The sequence below is a fragment of the Paenibacillus sp. J2TS4 genome (assembly GCF_018403245.1).
Taxonomy (GTDB): Bacteria; Bacillota; Bacilli; order Paenibacillales; family NBRC-103111; genus Paenibacillus_L.
Genome location: NZ_BOSH01000004.1, coordinates 381,938 through 405,730, shown reverse-complemented (window position 1 = coordinate 405,730; position 23,793 = coordinate 381,938). Strand labels below are relative to the sequence as shown.

Genomic DNA, 23,793 nt, shown 5'->3' with positions numbered 1-23,793 from the left:
ACCATAGGCAATCTTAAATGAAAACCCTTTATATGGATAATCATGCAGGTGCCGGAAATGAGTTTGTATGATTTGGCACTAATCGGTTCACAATGTATATATTAGCGGATATGGCTAGGGGGCATGGAATGAAAAGTACTAAAAACATAAGCTTGCTTCAGGCTATGTTCATTTTGATCATGGCCGTCGGATTTTCCAACCATGTCATTATCATCCCATTGCTGCTGCAGGTCGGATTGCGTGACTCCTGGATCAGTGTCCTGTTCACTTATTTGCTGTTTAATGTTTGGTTACTGCTCCCCTATTACATTACCTCAAGAACGGGGCAGCAGTCTCTGTTCGACTGGCTTAAAGACCATTACAACCGATGGGTCGCCAACCTGATCATCTGGTCGCTCGGTATTTACCTGCTGTTCATCGCCGCTCTTACAATAAAAGAAACGGTATCCTGGGTGAACATTACTTATTTAACGCTGACACCCAGAGTAGTAATAGCCGCCAGTTTTATTTTACTCTGCCTGTTTATCGCTGGCTCCGGTATCCGTTCCATAGCCATTACAACCGGGATTTTACTGCCTTTTGTCTGGATTTTTGGTTATTTTGTCATGTCCGCCAACTTCCAGTACAAAGATTACTCCAGGCTTTTTCCTGTATTCACCCAAGGGGTTGAGCCGATTATGCAAGCGATGGTCTACGCAGGCGGAGGATTTGTGGAAGTGTTTATCCTGCTTCTTTTTCAACATAAGGTGTCGAAGTCCGTCCATTTGAAAGCCTGGCTCCTGTTAGCTTTTATATTGGTTGGATTAACTTTGGGACCACTAATGGGCTCAATGGCCACCTATGGTCCGGTCGAATCTGCCAACCAAAGGTATCCCGCATTCGAACAATGGAGACTCGTCAGCGTAGGAAAGTATGTAGCTCATGTTGATTTTTTAGCTTTGTATCAGTGGCTGTCTGGAGCCTTTATTCGGATTTCGCTTGCTCTATACATCATTTTAGATCTTGTGAAACCTAAAAGCCGATTAAATAAAAGAGTCTTCCTGTCGCTGTTTTTTGTTTTTTTACTCTCGGCCGCACTCGCCCCTGTCAGCGATATGACCTATTTGAGATGGATTCAACAAGTTTATTATCCTGCATCGTTGAGTTTTATTCTCGTCTTTTCCTGCTTGCTTGCTTCCCTTGTTTTTGTTAAATCCCATCTACGGAGGAGAGAACAGCCTTGAATTTTTACCGCTATTTCCGAAAAAAGCTTCTGGGAAAGTCTCATACGGAAAAGGAATGGCAGCATACCGGGTGGTTGCCCCACCATTGGAACGAGGATACTATTCATGCCTTATTCGGCTCCAGTGCGGACATAACCGTAGAAATTTATCAGTTTGGAATCGATCAGCAAATCAAGACTATCTTGTTTTATTGCGAAGGAATGGCTGATATTAAGCAAGTTAACGAATTCGTGCTGCCCCAGCTCAATAGCATGCTCTATAAATCTGAACAAATAGACGATTATTTCTTATCAAACCCATTACTGCAATTAAACGTCATTCAGAATGGACAAGATTTGCTGCATCATCTCTATGACGGAAACCTGGTCATTGTTTTTGAAAAAGAACAGAAACTCTTTTCGGCAGATGTGTCCAATATTCCCCATCGGACACCGGAAGAATCGAATACGGAGGTATCGATCAAAGGTCCCCGGGACGGTTTTACCGAGCAATTGTCAGATAACATTGCCTTGATTCGCAAGCGGCTTAAAACTCCTTCTCTTCATCATGAACAGTTCCGGGTGGGACGAAGAAGCCAGACGAAGGTCTCCTTGCTGTACCTGTACGATGTAGCCCGACCGGAAGTTATTGCTGAGGTGCGTCACCGAATCAACAAATTGGATCTGGACGGCTTGTTAAGCAATGAGCAATTGGAAGAGGCGCTATCCGATTATTCTCATTCCTTGTTCCCGCTCTTCGACTACATCGGGAGGCCGGACTATGCGTCCGCCAGCTTGCTAAGAGGCCGGTTCGTCATTCTGATTGACGGTTCGCCCATGGCGATTATAGCGCCTACCAACTTAACATCGCTTCTGAAGTCTCCGGAAGACATCCACCTGCCTTTTTATTATGTAGCCCTGGAGAGATTTTTTCGGTTAATCGGAATTACCGTCTCCATTCTTGCACCCGGGTTATGGGTCGCGTTAACGGCTTATGATATAGACCAAATGCCTTTTCAATTGCTGGCTACGGTAAGCAGTTCGCGGATCGGGATTCCGCTTTCTTCCCCGATGGAAGCCTTTCTCATGTTGGGATTGTTCGAAATTTTCCGAGAGGCTGGGGTCCGGTTGCCTAAAGCTGTCGGCGAGACGGTAACGGTTGTCGGAGGGTTGATCGTCGGCGATGCGGCTATCCGCGCGGGGATAACATCGCCAACGATGCTCTTTGTCGCAGCCATAACGGCTGTGGCTACTTTTACGCTTGTCAATCAGTCCCTTAGCGGGACCGTGAGCGTCATTCGCTTTTTCGTGCTTATTTGCTCCTCTTTCCTGGGAATGTATGGATTCTGCCTTGCCTTGATTACCCTCGTCACTTATTTGTCCAGACTGGAATCGTTCGGACTGCCTTATTTATCTCCTCTTTCCCCTTTGTCACCCAGAGATTTGTTAGCGGGATTACTAATTAAACCGAGGGATAATGTTAAGAAAAGACCAAGTATGCTGCACACCCTCGATTCCACTCGCAAGAAGGGGGATTCTTCTTGATCAAAAGACGGCTTTTAATTGGCCTGACCGCAATATTGCTGTTATCCGGCTGCTGGGATATTAAAGACTTGCAGGACGTGAACTATGCAGTTTCGGTCGGACTGGATTATAAACAAGGGAAGTACATTATTTACGCTCAATATATCGATTTCAGTTTCGTTTCGAAGCAGGAAACCGGCAAAGTAAGCGAGCCTCCTCTACAGTGGGTAGGTAAAGGAGAAGGGGAGACGATTGATCTTGCAATGAACAATCTATTTAATACGACACAGCAAAGAACAATGTGGAGCCATATCACTAACGTCGTCCTGACAAATGATATGCTGACACATGGATTGGAGAATGTGGAAGAGACACTTTCTCGCTTTCGGGAAATCCGCTATACTCCTTGGGTATACGGGACCCACGAATCCATCGAGGATATTTATACCACGCCTGGTTTTTTTAACTTTACAGTATTAAATACTATTCTTAATGAACCGATGGAACACTATGAGCAAAAGTCTTATATTAAACCGATGCGATACGTTCGCTTTATTTCCATTTTTAGGGAACCGGATCAAACTATTCTTCTTCCATCTATATCTGTCAACAAGGACCAATGGAAGAAAAATAATAAGAATGAGAAGAAACTGGCCGTCAACGGAGTATTTGCCATAAAAAACAATACATTAAAAGGATGGTTTGACAAAGAAAGCTTGGTTGGACTCCGATGGATGGAGCCCTCAACGGTTCGTTCCCCTTTGGCCATTAAAAATGACGGAAAAATAATAGCGGTCATTTCGGCCGGCCGGCCCAAAATCGGTATCCGATACATCGCGGAAGAAGAATCTCCCCATTTTTCAATCACCCTGAAGCTAGAAGGAGAATTGTTCGAATCTCTAGATTCAATAACAGAATCTGAATTAATCGAAAAAGCACAACAAAAAATCAAAGAGGAAGTTATGACAACCTATGAAAACGGCCTTAAACATAATGTCGATCTCTATTCTCTGGAACATGTTCTCTACCGAAAAAATTTCCGTTTATGGAAAAAAACACAAGAAGAAGATGGTTTCCAACTAAACAAAGAATCGATCCGTTCCTTGGATGTGGAAGTAAACATCACTCATTCGGGAATGATAAGAACCAAAGTTAGAAAAATGCCTCCGGAAAAATAAAGCGGCCATCCCTGTTTTGGACAGTCATGGCCGCAATCTCAAATCACCGATAAAATAGCCTTATATGAATAGTTATTCGTTAAACGCATTTCATCGGACAAACAGCTAGAACTGGAAGTAAATGAACGTGTTCTGCTCCGTTCTTAACAGAAGGATGAACACAGTGATTATGACGGTATACACAACCGCGCGAACGGGCGCTGGGAAGCGGACATGCCATACCCGGGAAAGCTTCGATGCATGGGTGAACAAGTAATATTCAACGATATGCAGCAGGTACAGAACCACGACAACCAGCAAATATTTATGCAGCTCCTTGGGAAATAGAAACGCTTCGGGCGTCAGCATCCGCTGCAGCAGCGACACGGCGTTCTGGAAGCCGGAGACCCGGAAGAAAACCCAGCCGATACAGGTGAGATGAAAAAAAACTATTACTGCAAATACATGATAAATTTTGCTGGAATCGAGCTTCGTCAATCCAAGACGCTCTTTCCCCTTATTATAGAGCTTATGACCGATTAGCAGCGCCCCGTGGAACATCCCCCAGATCATAAAGGTCCAGGCTGCGCCGTGCCAAATCCCCGAAATCGTCATAGCCAGGAACAGGTTGACGTACTGTCTGATCTTCCCTTTTCTGGACCCGCCGAGAGGAATATAAATGTAATCACGGATAAAGGACGACAGTGTAATGTGCCAGCGACGCCAAAATTCGGTGGCGTTCGTGCTCAAATAAGGAGTTTGGAAGTTGTTTACCAGCTTAATTCCAAACAGATAACCGATTCCAACGGCCATCTCACTGTATGCCGCAAAATCAAAAAAGATTTGGAACGCAAACAGATAAATCGCGACCCAGCCTTCGGCTCCGGTCAGCTCCGCCGTTCTGGAGAAGAACGTATCCACATAGCCTGATATGTAATCGGCAAGCACAATCTTCTTGAACAAGCCCAGTCCGAGAAAAGCGGCACCGATTCTCATGTTCCGATGATCGAAGCGAATGGAGCGAATATTTTCCACCTGCGGCAGCAATTCCTGCCCCCGCATAATCGGACCGGCAATGAGGCTGGCAAAGTAGGCGATAAATACCCAAAATTCCAATAAAGTGCGGCTCGGATTGATTTTTCCTTTATAAATATCGACCACGTAAGCAATCATCTGGAACGTGTAGAAGGAAATCCCGATGGGCAGCACGATGGTCAACCAGAATGAATTTTCGGTCAGCAGCTGTATGGATAGAAGCTGCTCCATGCTGCGAAGCAGAAATATCGTATATTTGAAAAAGACAAGATTAAATACATTCACTAGAACAGCCGCTGCTAAAAAGGCTTTGCCATGCTTGCCCCTTAACATCTTGGAGCAATAATAGGTAAATATGGAGACGGCAATAAAGACGAACAGATGACCGATTCCAGCCACCGCGTAAAAAATGACATTGGCTATCGAAAGTAAAAATATTCGCCGGTTGGGCAATAAATAATAAAGGATCATTGTGGTGATCATTAAAACCATAAATTCTGGAGTATGGAAAAGCATTGAACGTTATCTCCCTTTATTTAATATAAGCGTTCCATAACAGACTTCCCAACGCTTCATGTCCTTCGGCCGTGAAGTGAGTATGGTCCGTAAATAGCGCGTCATCGATTTTCCCTTCCAGGTTAATGTATGGGAACGGGAAGCTTTCCATCATTCGATCTATTCGGCTCATGTTCTGCTTATATCCTTCCTTCTGAACATAGTCTTTCATTAACTGCTGGTTGACACCGGTCAGAACGATCATCGTATCGGTGCCTTGTTGATGATTAGCAATTTGATTCAGGAAAAAGACGTCCGGACTTTCCTCTGATAAATCGAATGACATATCTGAGTAGCTGTTCGCGATCTCGTCCGATTTCAAATATTGCTCAAGTCCTTCCTTCTCAAACCATGGGCGGGGATCTCCGAGTGCATCATCCGGGATCGGAATCCCTCTTGCTTTGGAATACGCATGCTTAACCGATTTGATAATAAAATCCTTATATCGAAACATAGAAACTTTCGGCAGCAAATCCTCATGAAGCAGGTGCTTGTATCTTTCATATAATCCTTCCGGACCGGTATATCCTGTCGCTTCCAACTGAGGACGAATGTGGGCGAACGTCTCCGGATCCAGCTTGCGAAGCTCATCCTTCAGCCAAAACACAGCCGGCGGCCATGGCGTTCTCTCCACGAAAGAAGCATACCGAATATTAAAAATCACCCGGTCGGTCGATATTTTATGCTCGTCCAGCTTAAGCAGCATCGTATAAATATCGCCTAGCTGCATGGCTGGCATGGAAAGATTGTAAATCGCAGGGGCTTCATTCCCGTAGGTTTGTCGAGCAAGCTGCTCCATATAGACATTGACCGGCTGATCCGAGTTGCCCGGGCTGCCATAAATTACGGAGTCCCCTAATAAAATGATGTAATTATCGGATTTATTCCGCGAAATCTGTCGTTTGATTTGGTCTAGCACCGCATCGATATCGTGCAGGTTGCTCTTCGTCAGCTCGTAATCTATTCGATTGTGATAGACTTCATGCGAAGGTACAAGCAGCGGAACAACAAATTGCAAAATAATAAAATAGACGATGACATATTTCAATGCTTTCATTCGCAAATTTCACCTTTTCTAAATAATAAATTATCTATATAAGTGGCATTGAGCCAAAACTCGCCCTGAAGACGCCTTTCTTTCTCCACTTCATAAACTATTAAATTATTAATGACAAAATGTATATTAATTGTTAATAATGCACGACATATAATGACAGGAACCGAACTAATTATACCTATTTAGACAGGCACTGTACAGAAAAAAGCCAAATCTATCCGGATAATGCGAATAAATATTCCAAACTGCACCAAACTATAAGTAAATGCAGTAAATCAGCTTTTCGATTCATGAGAATGCCCGTCTAGTAAGCTTACTATATTCAGATTAATTTAAAAAGGTGGAATCGCTATGCCCCATATCTTAAACCGGGTCCAGGAATGGATGGACGCCTGTCAACAAATTCTCGATCATATGGAGGTGCCCTCCTCCGCTCAGGCTCAGGTCGAGCAAATGCGAAGCTTGTTAAATACCGAACGGGAGAAGCTGGGTGCGGTCCATTCTGCAGCTCCGGACACTTCCTCTGCTTCACTGGAATCATTAAAAAGCAATTTGACAGAGCTGGAACGGCTTAATGAGCAATTACTCGCCATGACTGAGCAGCGCTATAGTGAAGCAACCGGCAATGCGATGGCGACTTTTGAATCACAATCGCTAAATCAACAGCTGCATGAGGAACAAGCCTACCATGGTAAAATCGACTTCAAAAGCAGCCAGAAGCTGCAGGAGAACTTAAAGAAAATTCAACAAGCACTGACATAGACTCTTTATGTATGCCGGTCATACAACAAACAAAACCGCCTGATAGCCTAATGGCTTGCCGGCGGTTTAGTGATATGGTTTTCAACCCCACATTATTTATTGTTCTTCTGCTCACCTATCTCCATTAGCTCCGTTACGGTTACAAATCGGTAGCCTTGCTTCTTGAGTCCGTCAATAATAACGGGGAGCGCCGCAGGAGTCTGAGGAACGGAGTCACTGGCATGCAGTAAAATAATATCACCAGGATGAGCGCGTTTAAGAACACGGTTAATGATTTTATCCACTCCGGGCTTCATCCAGTCCAGAGAGTCCGTATCCCATTGAATAACTTCATAGCCAAGTTTATTCAGCTTTTTAATAACCCGGGGATTAAAATCTCCATTCGGAGTACGGAATAAGACAGGCTTCTTGTTGGTCAGCTTAATAAGCGCATCCTCCGTCTTCTTTACCTGCTCCGCAATCCATTCATCGCTGTATTCGCTGTAATTGACATGCTTCCAGCCGTGACTTCCTATTTCAAACCCCATCGTATCGATACGTCTGACAATATCTTCATGCTTTAAAGCCCACGGTCCCGACAGAAAGAAGGTAGCCTTGTAGATATCCTTGTCGGCCAGTACATCCATAATCGGATCGGCGTACTTGTTCCCCCAACTGATATCGAAGGTTAGCGCTACCACTTTCTCATCCGTGTCCACTTTATAAATGGCGGTTCCGCGGTCTGGAGCTTCCGCCAAGCCTGTTTCCAAGCCGATCGTTATACTCATTAGGGCGGCAAGCAGACTAACGATAAATCTTTTATTCCAAAAAATCAACCTCATGAGTGACTTCCTCCCACTGAACGTTTATCTTCCATTCTGTCCGTAATGGGAAAGTTTACTCAAGGTAATGATTACCGCTTAAGAGCAGGTATCCCGAATGGCCGCATGCATTCTCTGCCCCGTTATCGAGGTGTTATTCCGGGGCGGCCTCTTCCCCATTTAGCATCAATCGGATGTCAATGGCCGCTTTAAGCGAATGCGCTACGGAGCAATACTTTTGTTCGCTCAGCCGAATGGCCCTCCATACTTTCGCCGGATTAAGGGGCCCCTCCATATGAAAGGTTAATATTATATTTGCAAGAGAACGGGGAGTCTCATCTTCTCGCACTCCCCTCGCCTCAATCTCCAGCATGGCCGGAGCCATCTTCATTTTTTCCAAAATCATCGTCACATCGATTCCCATACAGCCCGTCAGCCCCATAAGCACAAGCTCCATAGGCGAGCTGCCTTCATTATTCCCACCGAATTCCGCTTTGGCATCCATGACAACCTCATGATTTCCAGAGCTTATAGCTTTAAACTTCCTGTTTCCTTGCCAGATTGTATGTATATTCACGATTTTTACAGCCTCCTGAATGGATCATTTAGACTAATTATTAGATCTTCATAATATCTTATGCCGGTTCTTGCCGTGTTCGCGGAATGAGCAGCAGCCCGATCAACGTCATCCCTGCTGCCATCCATTGGTCCCCCGACATTCCCAGCCACAAGGCAGGAGTCGACTTGAAAAAGGTGCTGATAAACAAAGCTATCCCGAAAAAGACTGCAAAATTAGAAAAAAGCTTGCCTGTTCCGAGCAAATGATCTTGCTTCCACATCCATAGGTAAACAGGGAGGAGCAGGATAACGATATAAAAGTTAACCGGATGATATTTAAATGCCGGATCTGAGATCGAAATTCCCCAGGGCAGGCTTGTAGCCGTCCCATACTGCCAGATGAACAGGAAATAAATCAGCGCTATGCAGCCGGCCCAGTAAGACAGCAGATCTAGCAAATACCAGCGGGATAGCCGTTGCTTACGGCTTTTAAGCTCCAGATAGACTAATGCCAGCGCCAAGCCTAACGCTATTCCCCTGCCCGAGCCGTTAATGAACAGCAGGCTGACCGGATTCGTCCATAAGATGGAGGGATTAAACAGAATGGGGCTGAATTTCCATGTCAGGATGACGATCAGCATGCCGTTCGCAGCCAGATCGGGAAGCTGGCGTTCCTGATCAGCGGCATTTTTCAACTTTAGTCTTATTAGCATGTATCCTGCAATGGCGGCCAAGGCAAGGACAAGCCAGCTAGTGCGAATCATAAATGAACCTGCTTGAAGCACTTCCGGCATTCCGCATCCCCCTTCCGCTATTTGGATGAAATGGCTCGTTTAAATTTTTTCTCCAGCTCATCGGGTTCGACTATACCGAGCACCTTATCGACAATTACGCCGTCGCGGTTTACAAAGAAAGTAGTCGGGAAAGCATAAACTTGGTATTGATCCATCACTTTGTTGTTCCGATCGTCATCCAGCAGGACGGGAAACTTGAAGCCATGGCGTTCGGCAAACTCGCGAGCTTTATCTTCTTTATCGAAGGTTGTGGCGTTGACCGCATAGATCTCTATCTTTCCTTCATATTTCTCATACAATTTAACCAGATCCGGGGCTTCTATCTCACAGGGGCCGCACCAGGAAGCCCAAAAATTAATAACCATTGGCTTCGATTCATCTGCAAGCGAATAAGCTGTACCGTCCAGGCCGGTTAGCGAAAAGGCCGGGGCTCTAAATCCTACCTGGGGCAGCTCTTCCAGATCAGCCGGCTGGCTCTGCCCTTGGCTCCCGGTATTTTGATAAATGGCCAGACCTACCAAAAATACGATGACGGCCCAAATAACAATCTGTTTCTTCACTCTCTTCTCCTCCGTATCCGAGATGTTAATACACGCACCCGCCCAAGCCAATCAATACATAAGGAGATAGCATCAACAGGGCGAACGAAATAATAACCGCGGGAAACCGGACCTGAGGGGCCGTCGCCGGGCGCCCGGGCTCGATGATCTGCTCGATCCGGTAATTGATTGACGTATCCGCGAAGGAAACACCAACCATTCGGCGGGGCGCCGGCGGGCGTTTCGCTATTTTGAGCAGTACGGCTCCGAGTTCATATTCTGTTCTCATCTGCTTCATTACAAAACGATCCGCAAGCAGCTCTTTCATTACTTTATAGTAATGGACGAGTCCGCGAATAAGAGGAATATACCAGAAGGCATCCCGGCAAAGGGTGACTATGAATATTTTTAACGGGTCCCGCCTCATGCAATGATGTCTCTCATGAAGCAATACGGCTTCCCTCTCTCCGTCGGAGAGCATGGCGAGCAATCCGCTGGATACGATAATTCGGGGCTTCAGCAGTCCGACAGCCAAAGCAAACCAGGAATCGTCCCGAATGACTCTAATCGGAATTTTCCATTCTCTATACCGATGCATCAATTCCCTGGTGGTCTCCTGATCGATCCGGGATTGAAAATAACGATTCCACTTACAGGTTAGATAAATCTGGCTGCCCACCCGCAGGAGCATCCTGCCCACCGTCAACACGATGAACGAGTTAATAACAGCTACTATTATAGAAGGGATTCGGGAGTTCTCGCTTAAGGTCATCAGACAGAGCTTTAAAAAAGCCCATTGTCCTTCCGCTCCCCCCAGCTGCTGAGCGGTATGAATCCCCATCTGGAAAAGTAAGAAAAACGTAATCAGACCTACCGAGATGAACGCCAATTTAGATTTTATCATTCCATTCACGATTCGCCCCTGCTTTTCATTTCCCGTAGTTTTTGCTCTAATCGTTCAATCGATTGCGGATCGGCCTGGTCAAGCGAATCAATCAGATGATTGACGACGAGGGCACCAAAGTCCGTCATTAATCCATCGGCCAGCACCCGGGTCTGCTCGTTCAAAAATTGCTCTTTAGTCTGAACAGCCGAATAGTAGGAAACCTGTCCGCGGGACTGTTTAGCCAGACGGATTAAATGGCCTTTCTCGCAAAGCCGATTCATAACGGTCATTACGGCATTGAACGAAATCGGGGATTCCCGGTCCAGCAGCTCCTGCACTTCTTTAATACTGGCCTTCCCCGTCTCCCAGACCCGTTCCATGATTCTTGCCTCCAGCGGTCCAAAAAAACGGTTCAAGCCTTCTTCATTCATATTATATTTATCTACTTTCACAGCCTTCACTCCTTACACTATGCATTGTAGTACAATCGTTTGACGAGTGTCAATGAGGTGAGAGGTTCTGTCAAAAAATCGAAACATGACTGAAACATAAGTAAGAACCCTATTCCGTAAGAAAGTGAACACATGACCTGGCGTCCTCACTATCGGGTATAATGAGAAAGCCGCCAAACAGGGACACCCTGCCTGGCGGCTTCATTTGCATTTTTATTGGACCACCGATATCATCCCGGCGTCCCGATCTATTCCTTCTTTTTTAAATCTTCAATGGAATTGATGTCTACATAGCTGGGTACGACCAGTCCGAGCTTCGTTCCGACCAGGTTCGGCCCCAAATCTTCAAAATTACCTTCGTGGGTTTCGTAATGTCTCTGGTGAGTCGTCGGCAGCCAAGCGGCTACCATTCCGTCGACATCGCCTTTAGCCACTCCGACCCACATCGGCGCAACCTCGACCTGCAGCGCCTCCACCTTGTAGCCAAGCTTCTCCTCTAGGACATACTTAACTACATGGGTACTGGCAATTTCGGAATCCCAGGCGACATAGGCGAGCTTCAGCTTCTTGCCTTCGCCTTGCGGGATATCCTTGATCCACCCGTCAACTTTATCGGCATTGTCATTCACCCATTTCTCCGCTGCTTCTTCCGGCTTCTTGCCTTCATAGACATCGACCATCACCTTCTCCATGTCGGCAGGAGTCCATTCGAAGTTATCCAATAATTGATAAGCTCCCGGATCATCTTCCTTCAGGCCGTTGCGGACGATCGTATGGATCTTCTCATCCGGCCCGTAGATCCCCTTCGGATCCTCTAAATATTTGAGATCATATTTAGCGAATTTCCAGTGAGGGGTCCAGCCGGTAATAATGATCGGCTTCTTGTCTTTGTAAGCTTTTTCCAGAGAAGCCGTCATTGCCGTATCCGATCCCTCGATCAGCTTCCATTCCGTCAGTTCATATTCCTCAAGCACCTTCTCTGTAGCTTCCATCAGACCGGCACCCGGGTCGATACCGATAATTTCATAGTTGACCTGATCCCCGATAAAATCCGACTGGGCCTTATCTCCCGAAGAGCAGCCCGCCAACAAACTTAATCCTAAAGAAGCGGTTAGTACAAATGTTAATCCTTTTTTTAACATAACTATCTCCTTTTTTTATCTTTTGCGATATTTTGGGACAAGCGATCCAGCAGAATCGCGAGAATAACTACGGCGATCCCAGCCTGAAAGCCTTCGCCGATTTTTAATTGGGTGACGGCTTTATAGACGTCCGCACCCAAGCCTTGAGCTCCGATCATGGAGGCAATGACCACCATGGACAGGGATAGCATAACCGTCTGGTTAATTCCCGCCATTATCGTGGGAGCCGCAAGCGGAAGCTGAACCTTGAACAGCTTCTGTCCGGGTGTAGAGCCGAAAGCGTCCGCTGCCTCTGCCAGCTCGGCCGATACCTGCCGAATTCCGAGATTCGTTAATCTTATCGTGGGAGGAACGGCAAAGATGACAGAAGCAATGACGCCCGGAACGACTCCAAGGCCAAAAAACGTAACAGCCGGAATAAGATATACGAATGCCGGCATCGTCTGCATGAAATCCAGCACCGGGGTCAGCACATTGCGGACACTGTCAAAGCGTGCGCTCCAAATACCGAGCGGCAGCCCGACAATAATCGAGATCAAGGTAGACGTGACTACCAGAGCCAACGAATCCATCGTATGCTCCCAATACCCCAGATTGTGGATCAGAAACAGTCCAATGAGAGTGAATATCGCCAGTCCCCAGCGTGCTACCCAGAAGGCCAGGGCCGCGAATAAAACAATCCACACGTAATACGGCAGCAGGTGAAACAAACCGGAAAAAGCATCCACCGTTCCGCCAATAATGGCCTTCAAAAAATCGAATAAAAATTGCAAATTGTCCTCTAACAGAGTCACCAGCTTCTCAATCCATTTGTCCAGAGGAATTTTAGGCATCACGCCTCACCCCCTTGCTGTTGGTTACCCGATAGAGCTCCCAGCACCGCTCCCCTGACGATAACGCCAAGCAGCCTTCCATTGTCTCCAACTACGGATACAGGAAATTTCGAGGTGCTGCATAAATCGAACAGCTCGTTCAAATGGGTATCCGGAGGCACGATAGGCACATCCCGGATCACGATGTCCTCCAGCCGTTTACCGCCTTGGACCGCAGCGGAGGCATCCTCCGCCGTAATGACTCCAATCAGTTTCTTGGACAGATCGACGACAAATAAATTCGAGACCCCGCTTTCGCGCATCAGCTGCAGCGCCACACGGGGGCCGCCTTTGTCCAAGGTGATGGTCTCCGGCCTTCTCATCACATGCTCGGCGGTCAGCACCTTCGATAAATCTACATCTTCAACGAATTTCTCTACATACTTGTCTGCCGGGTTCATCATAATTTCTTCCGGAGTCCCGATTTGAACGACGGAACCGTCCTTCATCAGCGCTATCCGATCACCTATTCTGAGTGCTTCGTCGAGATCATGCGTGATGAATACAATCGTTTTTTTCATTTTTTGCTGCAGCTCGAGCAGTTCATCCTGCATATCCTTGCGAATAAGCGGATCCAGTGCGCTGAACGCTTCATCCATCAGCAGGATGTCCGGGTCATTCGCCAGTGCGCGGGCTAAGCCGACTCTTTGCTGCATCCCGCCGCTTAGCTCGTCCGGGTAACTGTTCTCCCATCCCTGCAAACCAACCAGCGAAAGCGCTCTTATCGCTTGTTCCCCTCGTTCGGATTTTTTGATCCCTTGAATCTCCAATCCGAATTCGGCATTCTGTAAGACGGTTTTATGAGGGAATAGGGCGAATTTTTGGAAGACCATGCTGATCGTGCTCCGACGAATTTGTCTCAGCTCTTCCTGCCCCACTTTGACAATGTCCCTTCCGTTGACGATAACTTCTCCGCGGGTCGGCTCGATCAACCGGTTCAGTAATCGGACTAGCGTCGACTTTCCACTTCCAGAAAGTCCCATAATAACGAATATTTCCCCTTGCTCAATATCGAAGTTAATCCGATTAACACCGACCGTAATTTTCGTTTTCTCATAAATTTCTTTTTTGGTGAGGCCGTGGTCTAATAATGGAAATGCCCGCTCCACCTCTGACCCGAACATTTTGGTCAAATTTTTGACGGAAATGACAGCCATCTTCTCCCCCCTTTTCTGCTCCCCTCATGTACCTGTTAAGTTTACTCATAAGACAAAAGTCCGGTCAACGCTAATAAACGTATGTTAAGTTTGTTCAGAAAAAACTTTACATACAATACGTTCCATATACTCCGTTTTACTTAATAATGCTTCCCTGACGGTTTCTTTACATTTTGTATGTAGTTCACTACAATAACGTTAGACCTACGATGGCTATAATTTACGACAGGGTGAGAAAAATTTGCTGATACGGTTGGCAGTGGTTAAAATTGTGTATCCTGTTCATCCTAGAGACCAATCCTTCTCGATGAGGTGGAATTTATGAACCAATGGAATCAATTAACCGACGAGCAGGCAAGCATCATCCAAAAGGCACGCGAGCGCGTTATCGAATCCATTGGCAACAATATGGATTTGTATGGGATCACTCTCTCCACAGGGCACCTTTACGGAATGATGTTCTTTCAAGACAAGCCTATGACGCTCGACGAAATGGGACAGCAAATGGGAATGAGTAAAACAACGATGAGTACAGGCGTCCGTACTCTGCATGATTTGAAGATGGTCAAGAAGGTCTGGGGTAAAGGTTCGAGGAAGGATCTTTATGAGGTGGAGCAGGACTGGTACCAGAATTTCGCCGACTATTTCGTAATCAAATGGCGGCATTCCTTGGAAATGAATCTGCAGGTACTCAAAAAATCCATCCACGAGCTTAAACAGTTGCTCGCAAAAGATCCCGGTCATCCTCAACTTAATGAAATTATTCATCACGACATTCATAAAATGGAAGAGGCCATAAACTATTATTTATGGCTGGATCGACTGATCGACACCTTCGAGTCGGGTCAAATCTATGATTTGGTGCCGAAGCAATTGCCGGCCCCAGAAGCCGCAGATTGATTTGGCATTCTATAATAAACGGGTGTTATTAAGTCAGCTTTTTCTGCACCTAATACAACCAACAAGCCGCTGTCATCCAATGGACGACAGCGGCTTGTCGGTTGTATCCGAGTATATTTGAAGAGTAAGTAATATTTTTAAAATATCGGATTGAATACACAGGGCTCCTTATAAAGAGACTTCGGTCGCCATAAATTTTGCGAAAACGAAAAGGAAATTTACTCCCGATAAAGGAACTATATAAAGATCGGAGCAAATGAAAGCTCTGTGCAGAGCCACTAAAGACCCCCCCCATATTCCGAACAGGAGGCTGGAATGGATGCTTAAGCCGGACAAACAGCTTGCCAGACTGAGGAATGTCATGGCTAACGTGCAGGTCCAATTATCGCTGGCCGCCTACACGAAAGTAAACAAGAAATGGCGGCAGATGAACGTCGTTCCGGATTTTAACCGGTTCTATTATATCTGTGAAGGAGAAGGCTGTCTGATCATTAACGGCCAAACCTATTACCCGGAGCCCGGGCAGTTATTTATAATGCCTTCGGGAGTCCAGCAGTCTTATTCCACAATTAGCGAGCATACTTTTGGCAAATATTGGTGCCATTTTACAGCCCATCTTGGCGATTTGAACCTGTTTCAACTGCTCGGCCTGCCACACTATATCGAGGTTAAAGATCCCGCCCGGCTGACGGGCTTGTTTGAGCTTTTGATCCAGCATTACGAGAGCAGCCGGTTCACAGCTTTAATGATGCAGAAGGCCGTCCTGCTGGAAATGATAAGCCTGTTCGTCGAAGCTTCCCTGGAGGGCAAATATGTGCTGGAGCCGATAAGCGAGGATCATCGGATGCATAAGGTTCATACCGTGTTGAAATATATCGAACAGCATTGTCACGAAAATATAACCGTACAGGATATGGCGGACCTCGTCCATTTTCATCCTAACTATTTTATCCGTCATTTTCACGAAATGGTCGGGACTTCCCCTATTCAATATATCCAGCAGTTCAAAATGGAGAAGGCGAAGGCACTGCTCTCGGCTACCGACGAACCGGTAGCCGAAATCGCCCGATCCTTGGGGATGGAACCGTATTATTTCTCCCGGCTTTTCAAAAAGCACACCGGCCTCCCTCCCTCTGGATACCGGGAGCTTTTCCAGCGGGATTCGCTCTAGTCTTCCTTTAAATTTGCGGTCCATTCCATAAATTCGTCAACGTCAGCCACAATGGATTCCACAGCCTGCTCCCAAAATTCAGGCCGCGTCAGATCGATACCCAAATGTTGAGCGGCCAACTGTTCCGCTGTCATACTGGCTGAATCTCGCAGCAGATTTTCATACTTATTTTCAAAATCAGCCCCTTCTTCTTGGGCTATTGTATAAATTCCACAGCTAAAAAGATATCCGAAGGTGTAAGGGTAGTTGAAAAAGGAGTTTCTGGAAATATATAAGTGAAATTTTGACGCCCAATAATAGGGATGATACGTTTCGAATACGTTCCCGAAAGCCTTTTTTTGCGCCTCTACCATCCATTCATTCAAGCAATGAGTGCTTGCGGGTCCCTTTTTTCTTTCCTCATACAATTTTTTCTCAAATAAGTAGCAGGTATAGACGTTAAAAAAATACTCCACACTATTTTTAATTTGCAAATCGAGCAAAGCCGCCCGCCCCTGCTGGTTTGTTTCTGCTTGGACCAACCCATTCATAACTATCCGTTCAGAAAATATAGAGGCTGTCTCCGCCATATTTAATCCGTACTTTTGCGCGAGCGGAGGTAATTCACTTATTATTGATTGATGATATCCATGACCTAATTCATGAGCTAACGTTGCGACATCACGCGGTGTTCCATAGTAAGTTTTATAGATTCGAGATTGCTTGATAAGAGGAAAGCCTGCATGAAAACCGACGGGACTCTTATTGGGTCGATTTTCTGTCTCCACCCATTGCTGTTCAAATGCCTTAGCTGTGAAATCGGCCAAGCTGGAAGAATACCTGCGAAACTGCTGCAAAATAAACTGAACTCCATCAGCCAGGCTATAGACAGTTGTGTTGTTAAAAAGCGGGGCCTGGAGATCAAACCAACTTAATTTATCCACACCCAGAAGCTCGGCTTTTCGTGCAAAGTAACGAGAAAACCTGTCTTTGCTCCCTTCCACCGCGTCCCACATCCTCTCCAGTGTTCGTTGGGACATCCGGTTTAAATCAAGCGATTCCTTTAACACGGAATCCCAGCCCCGGTGCTTATATATTTTTAACCGAAAGCCGGCCAAATTGTTCAAGCAGCTTGAAATCACCTCTTCATTTTCTTTGAAGGCTTCCGAGTATTTAGTAAACGCTTGTTCACGCTCTTGCCGGTTGGTGCTGGCAAAAACTCTTTCCAGCTTTTCAACTGTCCATAGCTTTTGTTTCCCTTCCTGCTCGAAGGGAATACGCATTTTTCGAATAATAGCTGTGTATAAAGACATCCAAGAGTGATAGCCTTCTACCGCCAAATCACTTATTAACCCTTCCTGCGCTGGAGCAAGCCAATCTTTTACAAGCTCCCTCATTTCCTCCAGAGGAAAACGGATGGTCCTGATTTCATTGCTCGAAATCAATGTCCGCCATCGGACCGATTCTATTAGAGCCAGCTTTCCACCGAGGCTGGATAGAACCATCTGAAGATTAGCCTCGTTTTGCTTGGCACGACCATGCAGCATTTTCGCTTTCTGGTCGGTCACGTCCTGAGCTGTCAAGCAATAGGTAAAAGAAAAAGCATGTTTGGAACGAAGCATCAGATCCTGAATGCTTCTCAGCAAATCAACCAAAACAGGCTGCTCTCCGAGCTGGCTGCCCATTTGGTCGAGCCTTGTTTTCATCTCCGCCATATCCTCTTCCAAGCTCATAAGAAAGTCAATGAATTCGACAGAGTCACTTCCCCCGGGAAAAATGGAGTCCAGCTCCCACTGTTGTGCCCAAACCGTCATGGAATCACCTCATTTAAGATGCACTGATACAGATATTCGATAGAATCCATATATTCCCTGCCATATTATGTCTTTATTTTTCTCTTCATCCGCAAAATTGCATTGGAATAGGAATACAAGATAAGCCCCCTCCATTTTCCGTAAGAGACAAGAAAAAGGTTAGTTTTGTGCAAGGAATGGTGAGCTTCTTCCATTTCAATCCGGACCTCAATCGGTAAAATAAGAGATGAGTTCAGCTACAAAAGAACCATTCTAGGAGGGACACAGAATGAAAAGCGAACCGCAGTTGTTGACAGACGAACAAATGAGACAGTTTATTGCCGAAGGATTTTTGATTCTCAAAACCGATTTGTCCAAGGAATTTCATCAAAAGCTGTTGGAGCAGTTGAACGCGGTGTATCAAAATGAAGGCAACCCGGGAAACAATCTGCTTCCCCGCATCCGCGAGGTGCAGAAAGTATTCGAGCATCCGGTTATTACCGGAGCACTGACAAGCGTACTTGGCCCCGGCTACATGCTGCACGCCCATCGCCACGGCCATTATAACAGCTCCCCCCAACCGGGTGGCTGGCATAAGGACAGCTATTGGGGCTATAAGAAAATGCGCAATCACCATCCCTGGTGGGCAATGATTATGTACTTCCCGCAAGATACTCCGGTAGAGCTTGGTCCGACGGGAGTCCTTCCCGGAAGTCAATATTACGATACCCGCACTTTCCAGGACGAGAATCCGTCTGCGGAAGCGACCGCTAACGGCGAAGCCGGAACGTTCGCTCTGATTCAATATGATATTTGGCATCGATCTACCGCTAATCAGCTCGGTCAGCATCGGTATATGCTGAAATTCGAATTTATGCGTACGCAAATTCCGGAAGCCCCGAGCTGGGATCATCGCGGGCAGGAATGGATTACCCCTTCCTCCCTCAACCCGGCGGTCCGGCCGCACGAGGTGATCTGGCGGGATACGTGGAACTGGCTGTCTGGCCGCCTCGGACCTGATACGGTGGCTGCCGATTCTCCGGAAGCCGTAGATGCACAGCCTTGGCTCGATCAGCTCCAGCACGCGGACCCGGAGCTCCGAGTAGCCGCCGCCAATCGGCTGGGGCTGTGGGGAGAGGCCGCCGGAGAAGCCGGCGCTGTCCCTGCTCTCGCCCGGGCGCTGGAGGATGCGTTCGAGCCGGTTCGCTTGAATGCCGCCTACGGTTTGGCCCGGATGGGCGAACAGGGAATCTCCGCCCTGCTTCAAGCGCTGCAGCATGAAAAGAAGGCTATTTCCCGCACGGCCGCCTATGGGCTGTCTGCCGCCGGAGACGGCGCAGTAGCCGGGCTTGCCGCAGCGCTGGAAAGCCAGCGGGATGAAATAGCCGTCCATGCCGCCTTCGCTTTGGGCGAATTGAGGCAGCTAGCGGCCCCGGCAGTTCCCGCCCTGATCAAGCTGCTCGCTCATTCTTCTGAGCCGGTCCGATATACTGTCGTGGAAGCGCTGTGCAATATTGGGACGCCGCACGAAGAAATCATTACCGCACTGAAGCGAGCGCTGAACGATGCGGACACTCAGGTCCGCTTCATGACCGGGCTCTGTATCTCCAGGCTGGGGGCACAGGCCGAACAAGCGGTCCCCGAGCTGGTCCAGGCGCTGGAGGATGATAATCGGTATGTACGCGCCCATGCCGCTGACGCTCTCTACTATATCGGAACCGATAAAGCGAAGGATGCGCTGCTTCAGTTCCTGCGTCAATCTCGCTGGTGTCCGACAACGACAGCTGCAAGCACTTTCTACCCTTAAGATCATATAAAGCCGGCGTTCTCCTGGATGGGAGGACGCCGGATTTACAATGGATCTATAAGGGATGCTGAGTTCGTGCCTCATATCCATAATAAGCACTTCAATGGCTCGATGTCATTTCTCAGACTGTTGAAATAACATTTATGTCGCTCGAACACCATCAACGGAAGCATAATTTATACGATTTTTCATACAACAACGACTCCTTCGCGTCACAATAGCGACTATTTGTATGATTTTTCGTACAATATTCACACTACAACCGTCTGTACGAGCCTATTTATATGAATTTTCATACAAATTTGATCCTAATGCATCTTATATACAATTGTTTGTATGGTTTCTCATACAAATTTCCACTCCACACTGAAACCATGGGATATTCCATATGTTCGAATCCTCATTCATCTAACTGACGAAGCCAGAGGTGGATTCAGACGCCGTGCACCTCCGCTGTCGCTCCGTAGGCGCGAACGAACCCCTGACCTCATCGCTGCCAGCGATGCGCTCTCCCACCATTGTAGTTTTACTGCCCAAAAGATAAAAGTAGTTTTTGCCAAAACGTCTAGTCATAGAATCTAATTATTTTACATGGCCGGAACCTTATTCAGCTTTTTTCTCTGACATTCCTCAAATTATATTTGTCATTCATTAAGACGATCAATGAATAAAAAAGGAATCGCACCCCGCGTTGCGCTCTACAAGCTGATCACCCCGACCGTACTTTTTTTACAGTGGATCTTTTTTAAATCAAATCGGGACTCTGTGTTGAACCCAGGTACTCATATTGATAAATTCTACCTGTGATACCTGCTGGCACCGCCCGAAATTTTCCTTTGTCTACAAGTCTGCGACAATATTTGATGACGGTTTGCTTATGAAGTTCAAGTTCTCTTGCAGCTTTCGAAGGACGAATAACACGATTATGCCGAATAGCCAAACGCATCAACTGCCGTTCAATTTTTCCGAATTTATGCAGAATGTTTCCACTTTGCTCTATCGTTGCAACTAAATAGGGCGCCAATATACTTCGAAGCATAGCTAAGATGAACGACGGATTTTCCTTCAATTCATCCAATGAAATCGCGATAAAGTGACATCCTTGAGATTGCAGAAACAGACCCCGATTCAGATCCATTCGATATTTAGTCCGATCCTTGCCATGCGAACCATAATCCATAATCTCGAATACAAAAAGATGTCCACCCAAAATCCACATAAAGTCCACAAAATAAGACCGCCCCCGCCAGTCCCTAACTTCATACTCCGGATGCAAGCCAATAAAGTGCCCCATGAGGGGCCACCATATTTTTCCTGCAAACATGCGATTTCCATACCCATGTCCTCTTTTCAGCGCATCCTTTCGCTCCCCTTGACGCTTAGTCAAATGTCTCTGGATCCACTTTTCGTGCTCAACCTCAAAACCCATAACAAGTCACCCCTATTCCGATCATGAACGAACTTCCAACAATTCAACTGAGAGTACCATTCTTCATAACGATGCCGGGAAATGCCGACCTTGCAAATGGAAAAGCCCCGATTTCCCTCCATGCTGAAAGGATTACCGGGGCGTGCTTCGCCACTTACGATATTATTTATGATTATTCTATGCCATATTTAGGTAACGTTGCAAGAACGATAGTTCCCATTGTGGTGAAATAAGTGCATGCATCTATTTTTAAATGTCTGAGCAAAGTTATATAACCGGCTTGTTCAACAGACTCAAGATTTGTAGTCAGCCTAGCAAAATTCGTCTCATTTGCCTGAATGACCTGCATTAAAACCAGTTAGTTCGCGCCAGATAACTTACCTTCAGGCCTAACCCCTTATTACAGCATTATACTTTCAGGCGATAGAATTGGGCCGCGTTATGGCCAAAGATTAGCTCCCGCTCAGATTCCGTTACGGATTCAGGAAGACACGACTCCAGCAAATGGGTGACCTCAGAATAAGTGGCCGCCAACAGACAGACGGGCCAATCACTTCCGAACATCACCCGCTCACTTCCGAAGGACTCCAATACGTGGTGGACATAAGGGATGAAGTCCTCCTTTTGCCACCCGGTCAAATCAGCCTCCGTCACCATGCCAGACAGCTTGCAATAGACTCGCTCGTATTGAGCCAGCTCCTTCAATTGGGTTCTCCAAGGCTCCATTATTCCGTCTTTAATGTAAGGCTTCGCCAAATGGTCCACGACGGCACGAAGCTCAGGCACGAGCTGCATTAGCTCAAGAACAGGGCCCAGATGTCTCGGCTTGACAAGCAGATCGACAGGGAACTCGTCGCGGGCCAAACGGCGCAGTGCCTGGATTACCTTCGGCCGCAAAATCCAGCGATCATCCGGCAAATCCTGCAGCATCGGCCGGATCCCTACAAAATAATGATTTTGACTGAGCCGTTCATACTGTTCGACAAAATCATCGGCCTCCAAATCCAGCCAACCCACCACTCCGGCCAAAGTCTCTTCCTGCTCGCACAGGGACAGAAGATACTCTGTTTCTTCGACTGTAGGCGCCGCTTGAACGACGATCGTCTGACCGATCGATTGGGCTTGCAAATGCTCCTTCAGATCTTCCGGCAGGTAATCCCGATACAGAATGCCGGCTTCCGGGGTCAGCCAGCCATAATCGCCTCGATCCAGCTTCCAGTAATGCTGATGGGCATCCAAGCGCCAAGCTTTAGATCGTTTCATTGAATTCACAGGCAGGTTCCTCCTTGTTTATCCATTGCTCCAGCATTAAGGCCACCCCGTCGTCATCATTAGTTTCCGTAATGACCGATGCAACAGCTTTCAATTCCTCTATGGCGTTGCCCATGGCTACCGGGATTCCACAGGCTTCAAATAGGCCGAGATCATTGCGGTCATCCCCAAACACGATGACATTATCAAATCCGATTCCCAGTTGTTGGAGAACTTTACTCACCGCATTTTCCTTGGAAACCGATTTGTTCATGATTTGAATAAGCTCTTGCCCGTCGGTGCACAGAATGTTAACTTCCGGACGGAAAGCCGTCTCCAATTTTCTGTAAATATCGTTATGGTTAGACAGTAGTATTTTGGAGGGAGAAATGGCTTCAATCTCTTGTATTGTAATTACAGTCGGCAAAGGCACGTCAGACGGAATTCCGAATATTCGCTGCTCTCTTTCCGTCAGGCTGCGATCTATGTAGGCCACATCCTCCACCTCGAAACTTACGGCAATGGAAGGAGCATGAGCCGCGATAAATTGATAGATGTCGATGGCCGTCAGACGGGGGATCGCTTCATGCTCATACATGCCAACCGATTCGTTAACCGTCAGCGCTCCATTGTAGCAGACCAGATAACCAAGCGAATGCCATTCTTCGGGAAGCAGCCACTTAACCGATCTAAGCGGACGAGCCGTAGCGATAATAATCGGAATCCCTCGATCACGCAGTGCAAACACAGCGCTGCGGTTGCGATCGGAAATTTGCTTGTCTGAGTTCAACAACGTGCCGTCCAAATCCAGCACCACCGCCTGAATCGGTCTCATGGATCCGTGCTCCCCCTCTCTATCGATAAACCATCATGGCAAGGGACACTGGTGATTTAAAATTTCGCAGACATCCCCTCGTTTACTATATTCCGTTTACTATATTATAGTAGAAAGACTAGTAGGATGGTAGATTT

Annotated in this window: 22 protein-coding genes; 7 read left to right on the top strand and 15 right to left on the bottom strand. The window is 46.8% G+C overall.

What is annotated here, in order from left to right; genetic code table 11:
• Window positions 1–128 precede the first annotated feature (128 nt).
• Genes KJS69_RS12050 through KJS69_RS12040 form a run of 3 tightly spaced genes read left to right on the top strand, consistent with a single transcriptional unit; the run spans window position 129 to window position 3,903 of the window.
• Window positions 129–1,223: an endospore germination permease gene (locus KJS69_RS12050; RefSeq protein ID WP_213583998.1), complete on the top strand. Its 1,095-nt coding sequence runs from the start codon at window positions 129–131 to the stop codon at window positions 1,221–1,223.
• On the top strand, window positions 1,220–2,746 hold the full coding sequence (locus KJS69_RS12045) for a spore germination protein (protein WP_249730477.1): 1,527 nt from the start codon (window positions 1,220–1,222) through the stop codon (window positions 2,744–2,746). Before KJS69_RS12050 ends, KJS69_RS12045 begins: the two co-directional genes overlap by 4 nt.
• Window positions 2,743–3,903 carry a Ger(x)C family spore germination protein gene (locus tag KJS69_RS12040; protein WP_213583997.1) on the top strand — a complete coding sequence of 387 codons (1,161 nt, stop codon included), beginning with the start codon at window positions 2,743–2,745 and terminating at the stop codon, window positions 3,901–3,903. Before KJS69_RS12045 ends, KJS69_RS12040 begins: the two co-directional genes overlap by 4 nt.
• Before the next feature lie 105 nt (window positions 3,904–4,008).
• Here the strand turns inward: KJS69_RS12040 and KJS69_RS12035 are convergent, their stop codons facing one another.
• Complete coding sequence (locus KJS69_RS12035) at window positions 4,009–5,433, bottom strand: MBOAT family O-acyltransferase (protein ID WP_213583996.1); 1,425 nt, start codon at window positions 5,431–5,433, stop codon at window positions 4,009–4,011.
• Window positions 5,434–5,449: 16 nt separating this feature from the next.
• On the bottom strand, window positions 5,450–6,529 hold the full coding sequence (locus KJS69_RS12030) for an SGNH/GDSL hydrolase family protein (protein WP_213583995.1): 1,080 nt from the start codon (window positions 6,527–6,529) through the stop codon (window positions 5,450–5,452).
• Between the two features lie 351 nt (window positions 6,530–6,880).
• On the opposite strand from KJS69_RS12030, the gene KJS69_RS12025 reads away from it, so the two are divergent.
• The gene (locus KJS69_RS12025) at window positions 6,881–7,291 is read left to right on the top strand and encodes a hypothetical protein (protein WP_213583994.1); all 411 of its coding nucleotides are present in this window, start codon (window positions 6,881–6,883) and stop codon (window positions 7,289–7,291) included.
• 92 nt (window positions 7,292–7,383) lie between these two features.
• Here the strand turns inward: KJS69_RS12025 and pdaB are convergent, their stop codons facing one another.
• The 9 genes from pdaB to KJS69_RS11980 all read right to left on the bottom strand — a co-directional run bounded on the left by pdaB (window position 7,384) and on the right by KJS69_RS11980 (window position 14,491).
• Window positions 7,384–8,112 carry a polysaccharide deacetylase family sporulation protein PdaB gene (pdaB, locus tag KJS69_RS12020; protein ID WP_213583993.1) on the bottom strand — a complete coding sequence of 243 codons (729 nt, stop codon included), beginning with the start codon at window positions 8,110–8,112 and terminating at the stop codon, window positions 7,384–7,386.
• 133 nt (window positions 8,113–8,245) lie between these two features.
• Window positions 8,246–8,668, bottom strand: coding sequence for an OsmC family protein (locus KJS69_RS12015; protein ID WP_213583992.1), 423 nt, complete (start codon window positions 8,666–8,668; stop codon window positions 8,246–8,248).
• Window positions 8,669–8,726: 58 nt separating this feature from the next.
• Window positions 8,727–9,443 carry a prolipoprotein diacylglyceryl transferase family protein gene (locus tag KJS69_RS12010; protein ID WP_213583991.1) on the bottom strand — a complete coding sequence of 239 codons (717 nt, stop codon included), beginning with the start codon at window positions 9,441–9,443 and terminating at the stop codon, window positions 8,727–8,729.
• Window positions 9,444–9,460: 17 nt separating this feature from the next.
• The gene (locus KJS69_RS12005) at window positions 9,461–10,003 is read right to left on the bottom strand and encodes a TlpA family protein disulfide reductase (protein ID WP_213583990.1); all 543 of its coding nucleotides are present in this window, start codon (window positions 10,001–10,003) and stop codon (window positions 9,461–9,463) included.
• Between the two features lie 25 nt (window positions 10,004–10,028).
• The gene (locus KJS69_RS12000; protein WP_249730487.1) at window positions 10,029–10,886 is read right to left on the bottom strand and encodes a M56 family metallopeptidase; all 858 of its coding nucleotides are present in this window, start codon (window positions 10,884–10,886) and stop codon (window positions 10,029–10,031) included.
• 5 nt (window positions 10,887–10,891) lie between these two features.
• Window positions 10,892–11,320: a BlaI/MecI/CopY family transcriptional regulator gene (locus KJS69_RS11995; RefSeq protein WP_249730476.1), complete on the bottom strand. Its 429-nt coding sequence runs from the start codon at window positions 11,318–11,320 to the stop codon at window positions 10,892–10,894.
• Window positions 11,321–11,568: 248 nt separating this feature from the next.
• Entirely contained in the window at window positions 11,569–12,462 is an 894-nt protein-coding gene (locus tag KJS69_RS11990) for a glycine betaine ABC transporter substrate-binding protein (protein ID WP_213583988.1), read from the bottom strand.
• A gap of 2 nt (window positions 12,463–12,464) precedes the next feature.
• The gene (locus KJS69_RS11985) at window positions 12,465–13,295 is read right to left on the bottom strand and encodes an ABC transporter permease (protein ID WP_213583987.1); all 831 of its coding nucleotides are present in this window, start codon (window positions 13,293–13,295) and stop codon (window positions 12,465–12,467) included.
• Window positions 13,295–14,491 carry a quaternary amine ABC transporter ATP-binding protein gene (locus tag KJS69_RS11980; protein ID WP_213583986.1) on the bottom strand — a complete coding sequence of 399 codons (1,197 nt, stop codon included), beginning with the start codon at window positions 14,489–14,491 and terminating at the stop codon, window positions 13,295–13,297. Before KJS69_RS11980 ends, KJS69_RS11985 begins: the two co-directional genes overlap by 1 nt.
• A gap of 321 nt (window positions 14,492–14,812) precedes the next feature.
• Here KJS69_RS11980 and KJS69_RS11975 point away from each other — a divergent pair, with 321 nt between their 5' ends.
• Together KJS69_RS11975 and KJS69_RS11970 are read left to right on the top strand one after the other, a co-directional pair.
• Window positions 14,813–15,391 carry a GbsR/MarR family transcriptional regulator gene (locus tag KJS69_RS11975; RefSeq protein WP_213583985.1) on the top strand — a complete coding sequence of 193 codons (579 nt, stop codon included), beginning with the start codon at window positions 14,813–14,815 and terminating at the stop codon, window positions 15,389–15,391.
• 319 nt (window positions 15,392–15,710) lie between these two features.
• A complete protein-coding gene (locus tag KJS69_RS11970) occupies window positions 15,711–16,562 on the top strand; it encodes an AraC family transcriptional regulator (protein WP_213583984.1) in 852 nt (283 codons plus the stop codon).
• Here the strand turns inward: KJS69_RS11970 and KJS69_RS11965 are convergent.
• Window positions 16,559–18,355: a M3 family oligoendopeptidase gene (locus KJS69_RS11965; protein WP_213583983.1), complete on the bottom strand. Its 1,797-nt coding sequence runs from the start codon at window positions 18,353–18,355 to the stop codon at window positions 16,559–16,561. The two genes, KJS69_RS11970 and KJS69_RS11965, sit on opposite strands and share 4 nt — an antisense overlap.
• A gap of 268 nt (window positions 18,356–18,623) precedes the next feature.
• Here KJS69_RS11965 and KJS69_RS11960 point away from each other — a divergent pair, with 268 nt between their 5' ends.
• Entirely contained in the window at window positions 18,624–20,141 is a 1,518-nt protein-coding gene (locus KJS69_RS11960; RefSeq protein ID WP_213583982.1) for a HEAT repeat domain-containing protein, read from the top strand.
• A 745-nt stretch (window positions 20,142–20,886) separates the two neighbouring features.
• Here KJS69_RS11960 and KJS69_RS11955 read toward each other — a convergent pair.
• The 3 genes from KJS69_RS11955 to KJS69_RS11945 form a co-directional block, all read right to left on the bottom strand.
• Complete coding sequence (locus KJS69_RS11955) at window positions 20,887–21,570, bottom strand: hypothetical protein (protein WP_213583981.1); 684 nt, start codon at window positions 21,568–21,570, stop codon at window positions 20,887–20,889.
• Window positions 21,571–21,978: 408 nt separating this feature from the next.
• Window positions 21,979–22,833 carry an amidohydrolase family protein gene (locus KJS69_RS11950; RefSeq protein WP_213584101.1) on the bottom strand — a complete coding sequence of 285 codons (855 nt, stop codon included), beginning with the start codon at window positions 22,831–22,833 and terminating at the stop codon, window positions 21,979–21,981.
• A complete protein-coding gene (locus KJS69_RS11945; RefSeq protein ID WP_213583980.1) occupies window positions 22,820–23,656 on the bottom strand; it encodes an HAD family hydrolase in 837 nt (278 codons plus the stop codon). Before KJS69_RS11945 ends, KJS69_RS11950 begins: the two co-directional genes overlap by 14 nt.
• Window positions 23,657–23,793: the final 137 nt, after the last annotated feature.

Coding starts and splice junctions, on each gene's coding strand:
- KJS69_RS11985 (WP_213583987.1), bottom strand. CDS start 13,295: ATGCCTAAAATTCCTCTGGACAAATGGATTGAGAAGCTGGTGACTCTG.
- KJS69_RS12025 (WP_213583994.1), top strand. CDS start 6,881: ATGCCCCATATCTTAAACCGGGTCCAGGAATGGATGGACGCCTGTCAA.
- KJS69_RS11955 (WP_213583981.1), bottom strand. CDS start 21,570: ATGGGTTTTGAGGTTGAGCACGAAAAGTGGATCCAGAGACATTTGACT.
- KJS69_RS11970 (WP_213583984.1), top strand. CDS start 15,711: ATGCTTAAGCCGGACAAACAGCTTGCCAGACTGAGGAATGTCATGGCT.
- KJS69_RS12035 (WP_213583996.1), bottom strand. CDS start 5,433: ATGCTTTTCCATACTCCAGAATTTATGGTTTTAATGATCACCACAATG.
- KJS69_RS11945 (WP_213583980.1), bottom strand. CDS start 23,656: ATGAGACCGATTCAGGCGGTGGTGCTGGATTTGGACGGCACGTTGTTG.
- KJS69_RS11975 (WP_213583985.1), top strand. CDS start 14,813: ATGAACCAATGGAATCAATTAACCGACGAGCAGGCAAGCATCATCCAA.
- KJS69_RS12000 (WP_249730487.1), bottom strand. CDS start 10,886: ATGATAAAATCTAAATTGGCGTTCATCTCGGTAGGTCTGATTACGTTT.
- KJS69_RS11960 (WP_213583982.1), top strand. CDS start 18,624: ATGAAAAGCGAACCGCAGTTGTTGACAGACGAACAAATGAGACAGTTT.
- KJS69_RS11950 (WP_213584101.1), bottom strand. CDS start 22,833: ATGAAACGATCTAAAGCTTGGCGCTTGGATGCCCATCAGCATTACTGG.
- KJS69_RS12010 (WP_213583991.1), bottom strand. CDS start 9,443: ATGCCGGAAGTGCTTCAAGCAGGTTCATTTATGATTCGCACTAGCTGG.
- KJS69_RS11965 (WP_213583983.1), bottom strand. CDS start 18,355: ATGACGGTTTGGGCACAACAGTGGGAGCTGGACTCCATTTTTCCCGGG.
- KJS69_RS11980 (WP_213583986.1), bottom strand. CDS start 14,491: ATGGCTGTCATTTCCGTCAAAAATTTGACCAAAATGTTCGGGTCAGAG.
- KJS69_RS12030 (WP_213583995.1), bottom strand. CDS start 6,529: ATGAAAGCATTGAAATATGTCATCGTCTATTTTATTATTTTGCAATTT.
- KJS69_RS11990 (WP_213583988.1), bottom strand. CDS start 12,462: ATGTTAAAAAAAGGATTAACATTTGTACTAACCGCTTCTTTAGGATTA.
- pdaB (WP_213583993.1), bottom strand. CDS start 8,112: ATGAGGTTGATTTTTTGGAATAAAAGATTTATCGTTAGTCTGCTTGCC.
- KJS69_RS12050 (WP_213583998.1), top strand. CDS start 129: ATGAAAAGTACTAAAAACATAAGCTTGCTTCAGGCTATGTTCATTTTG.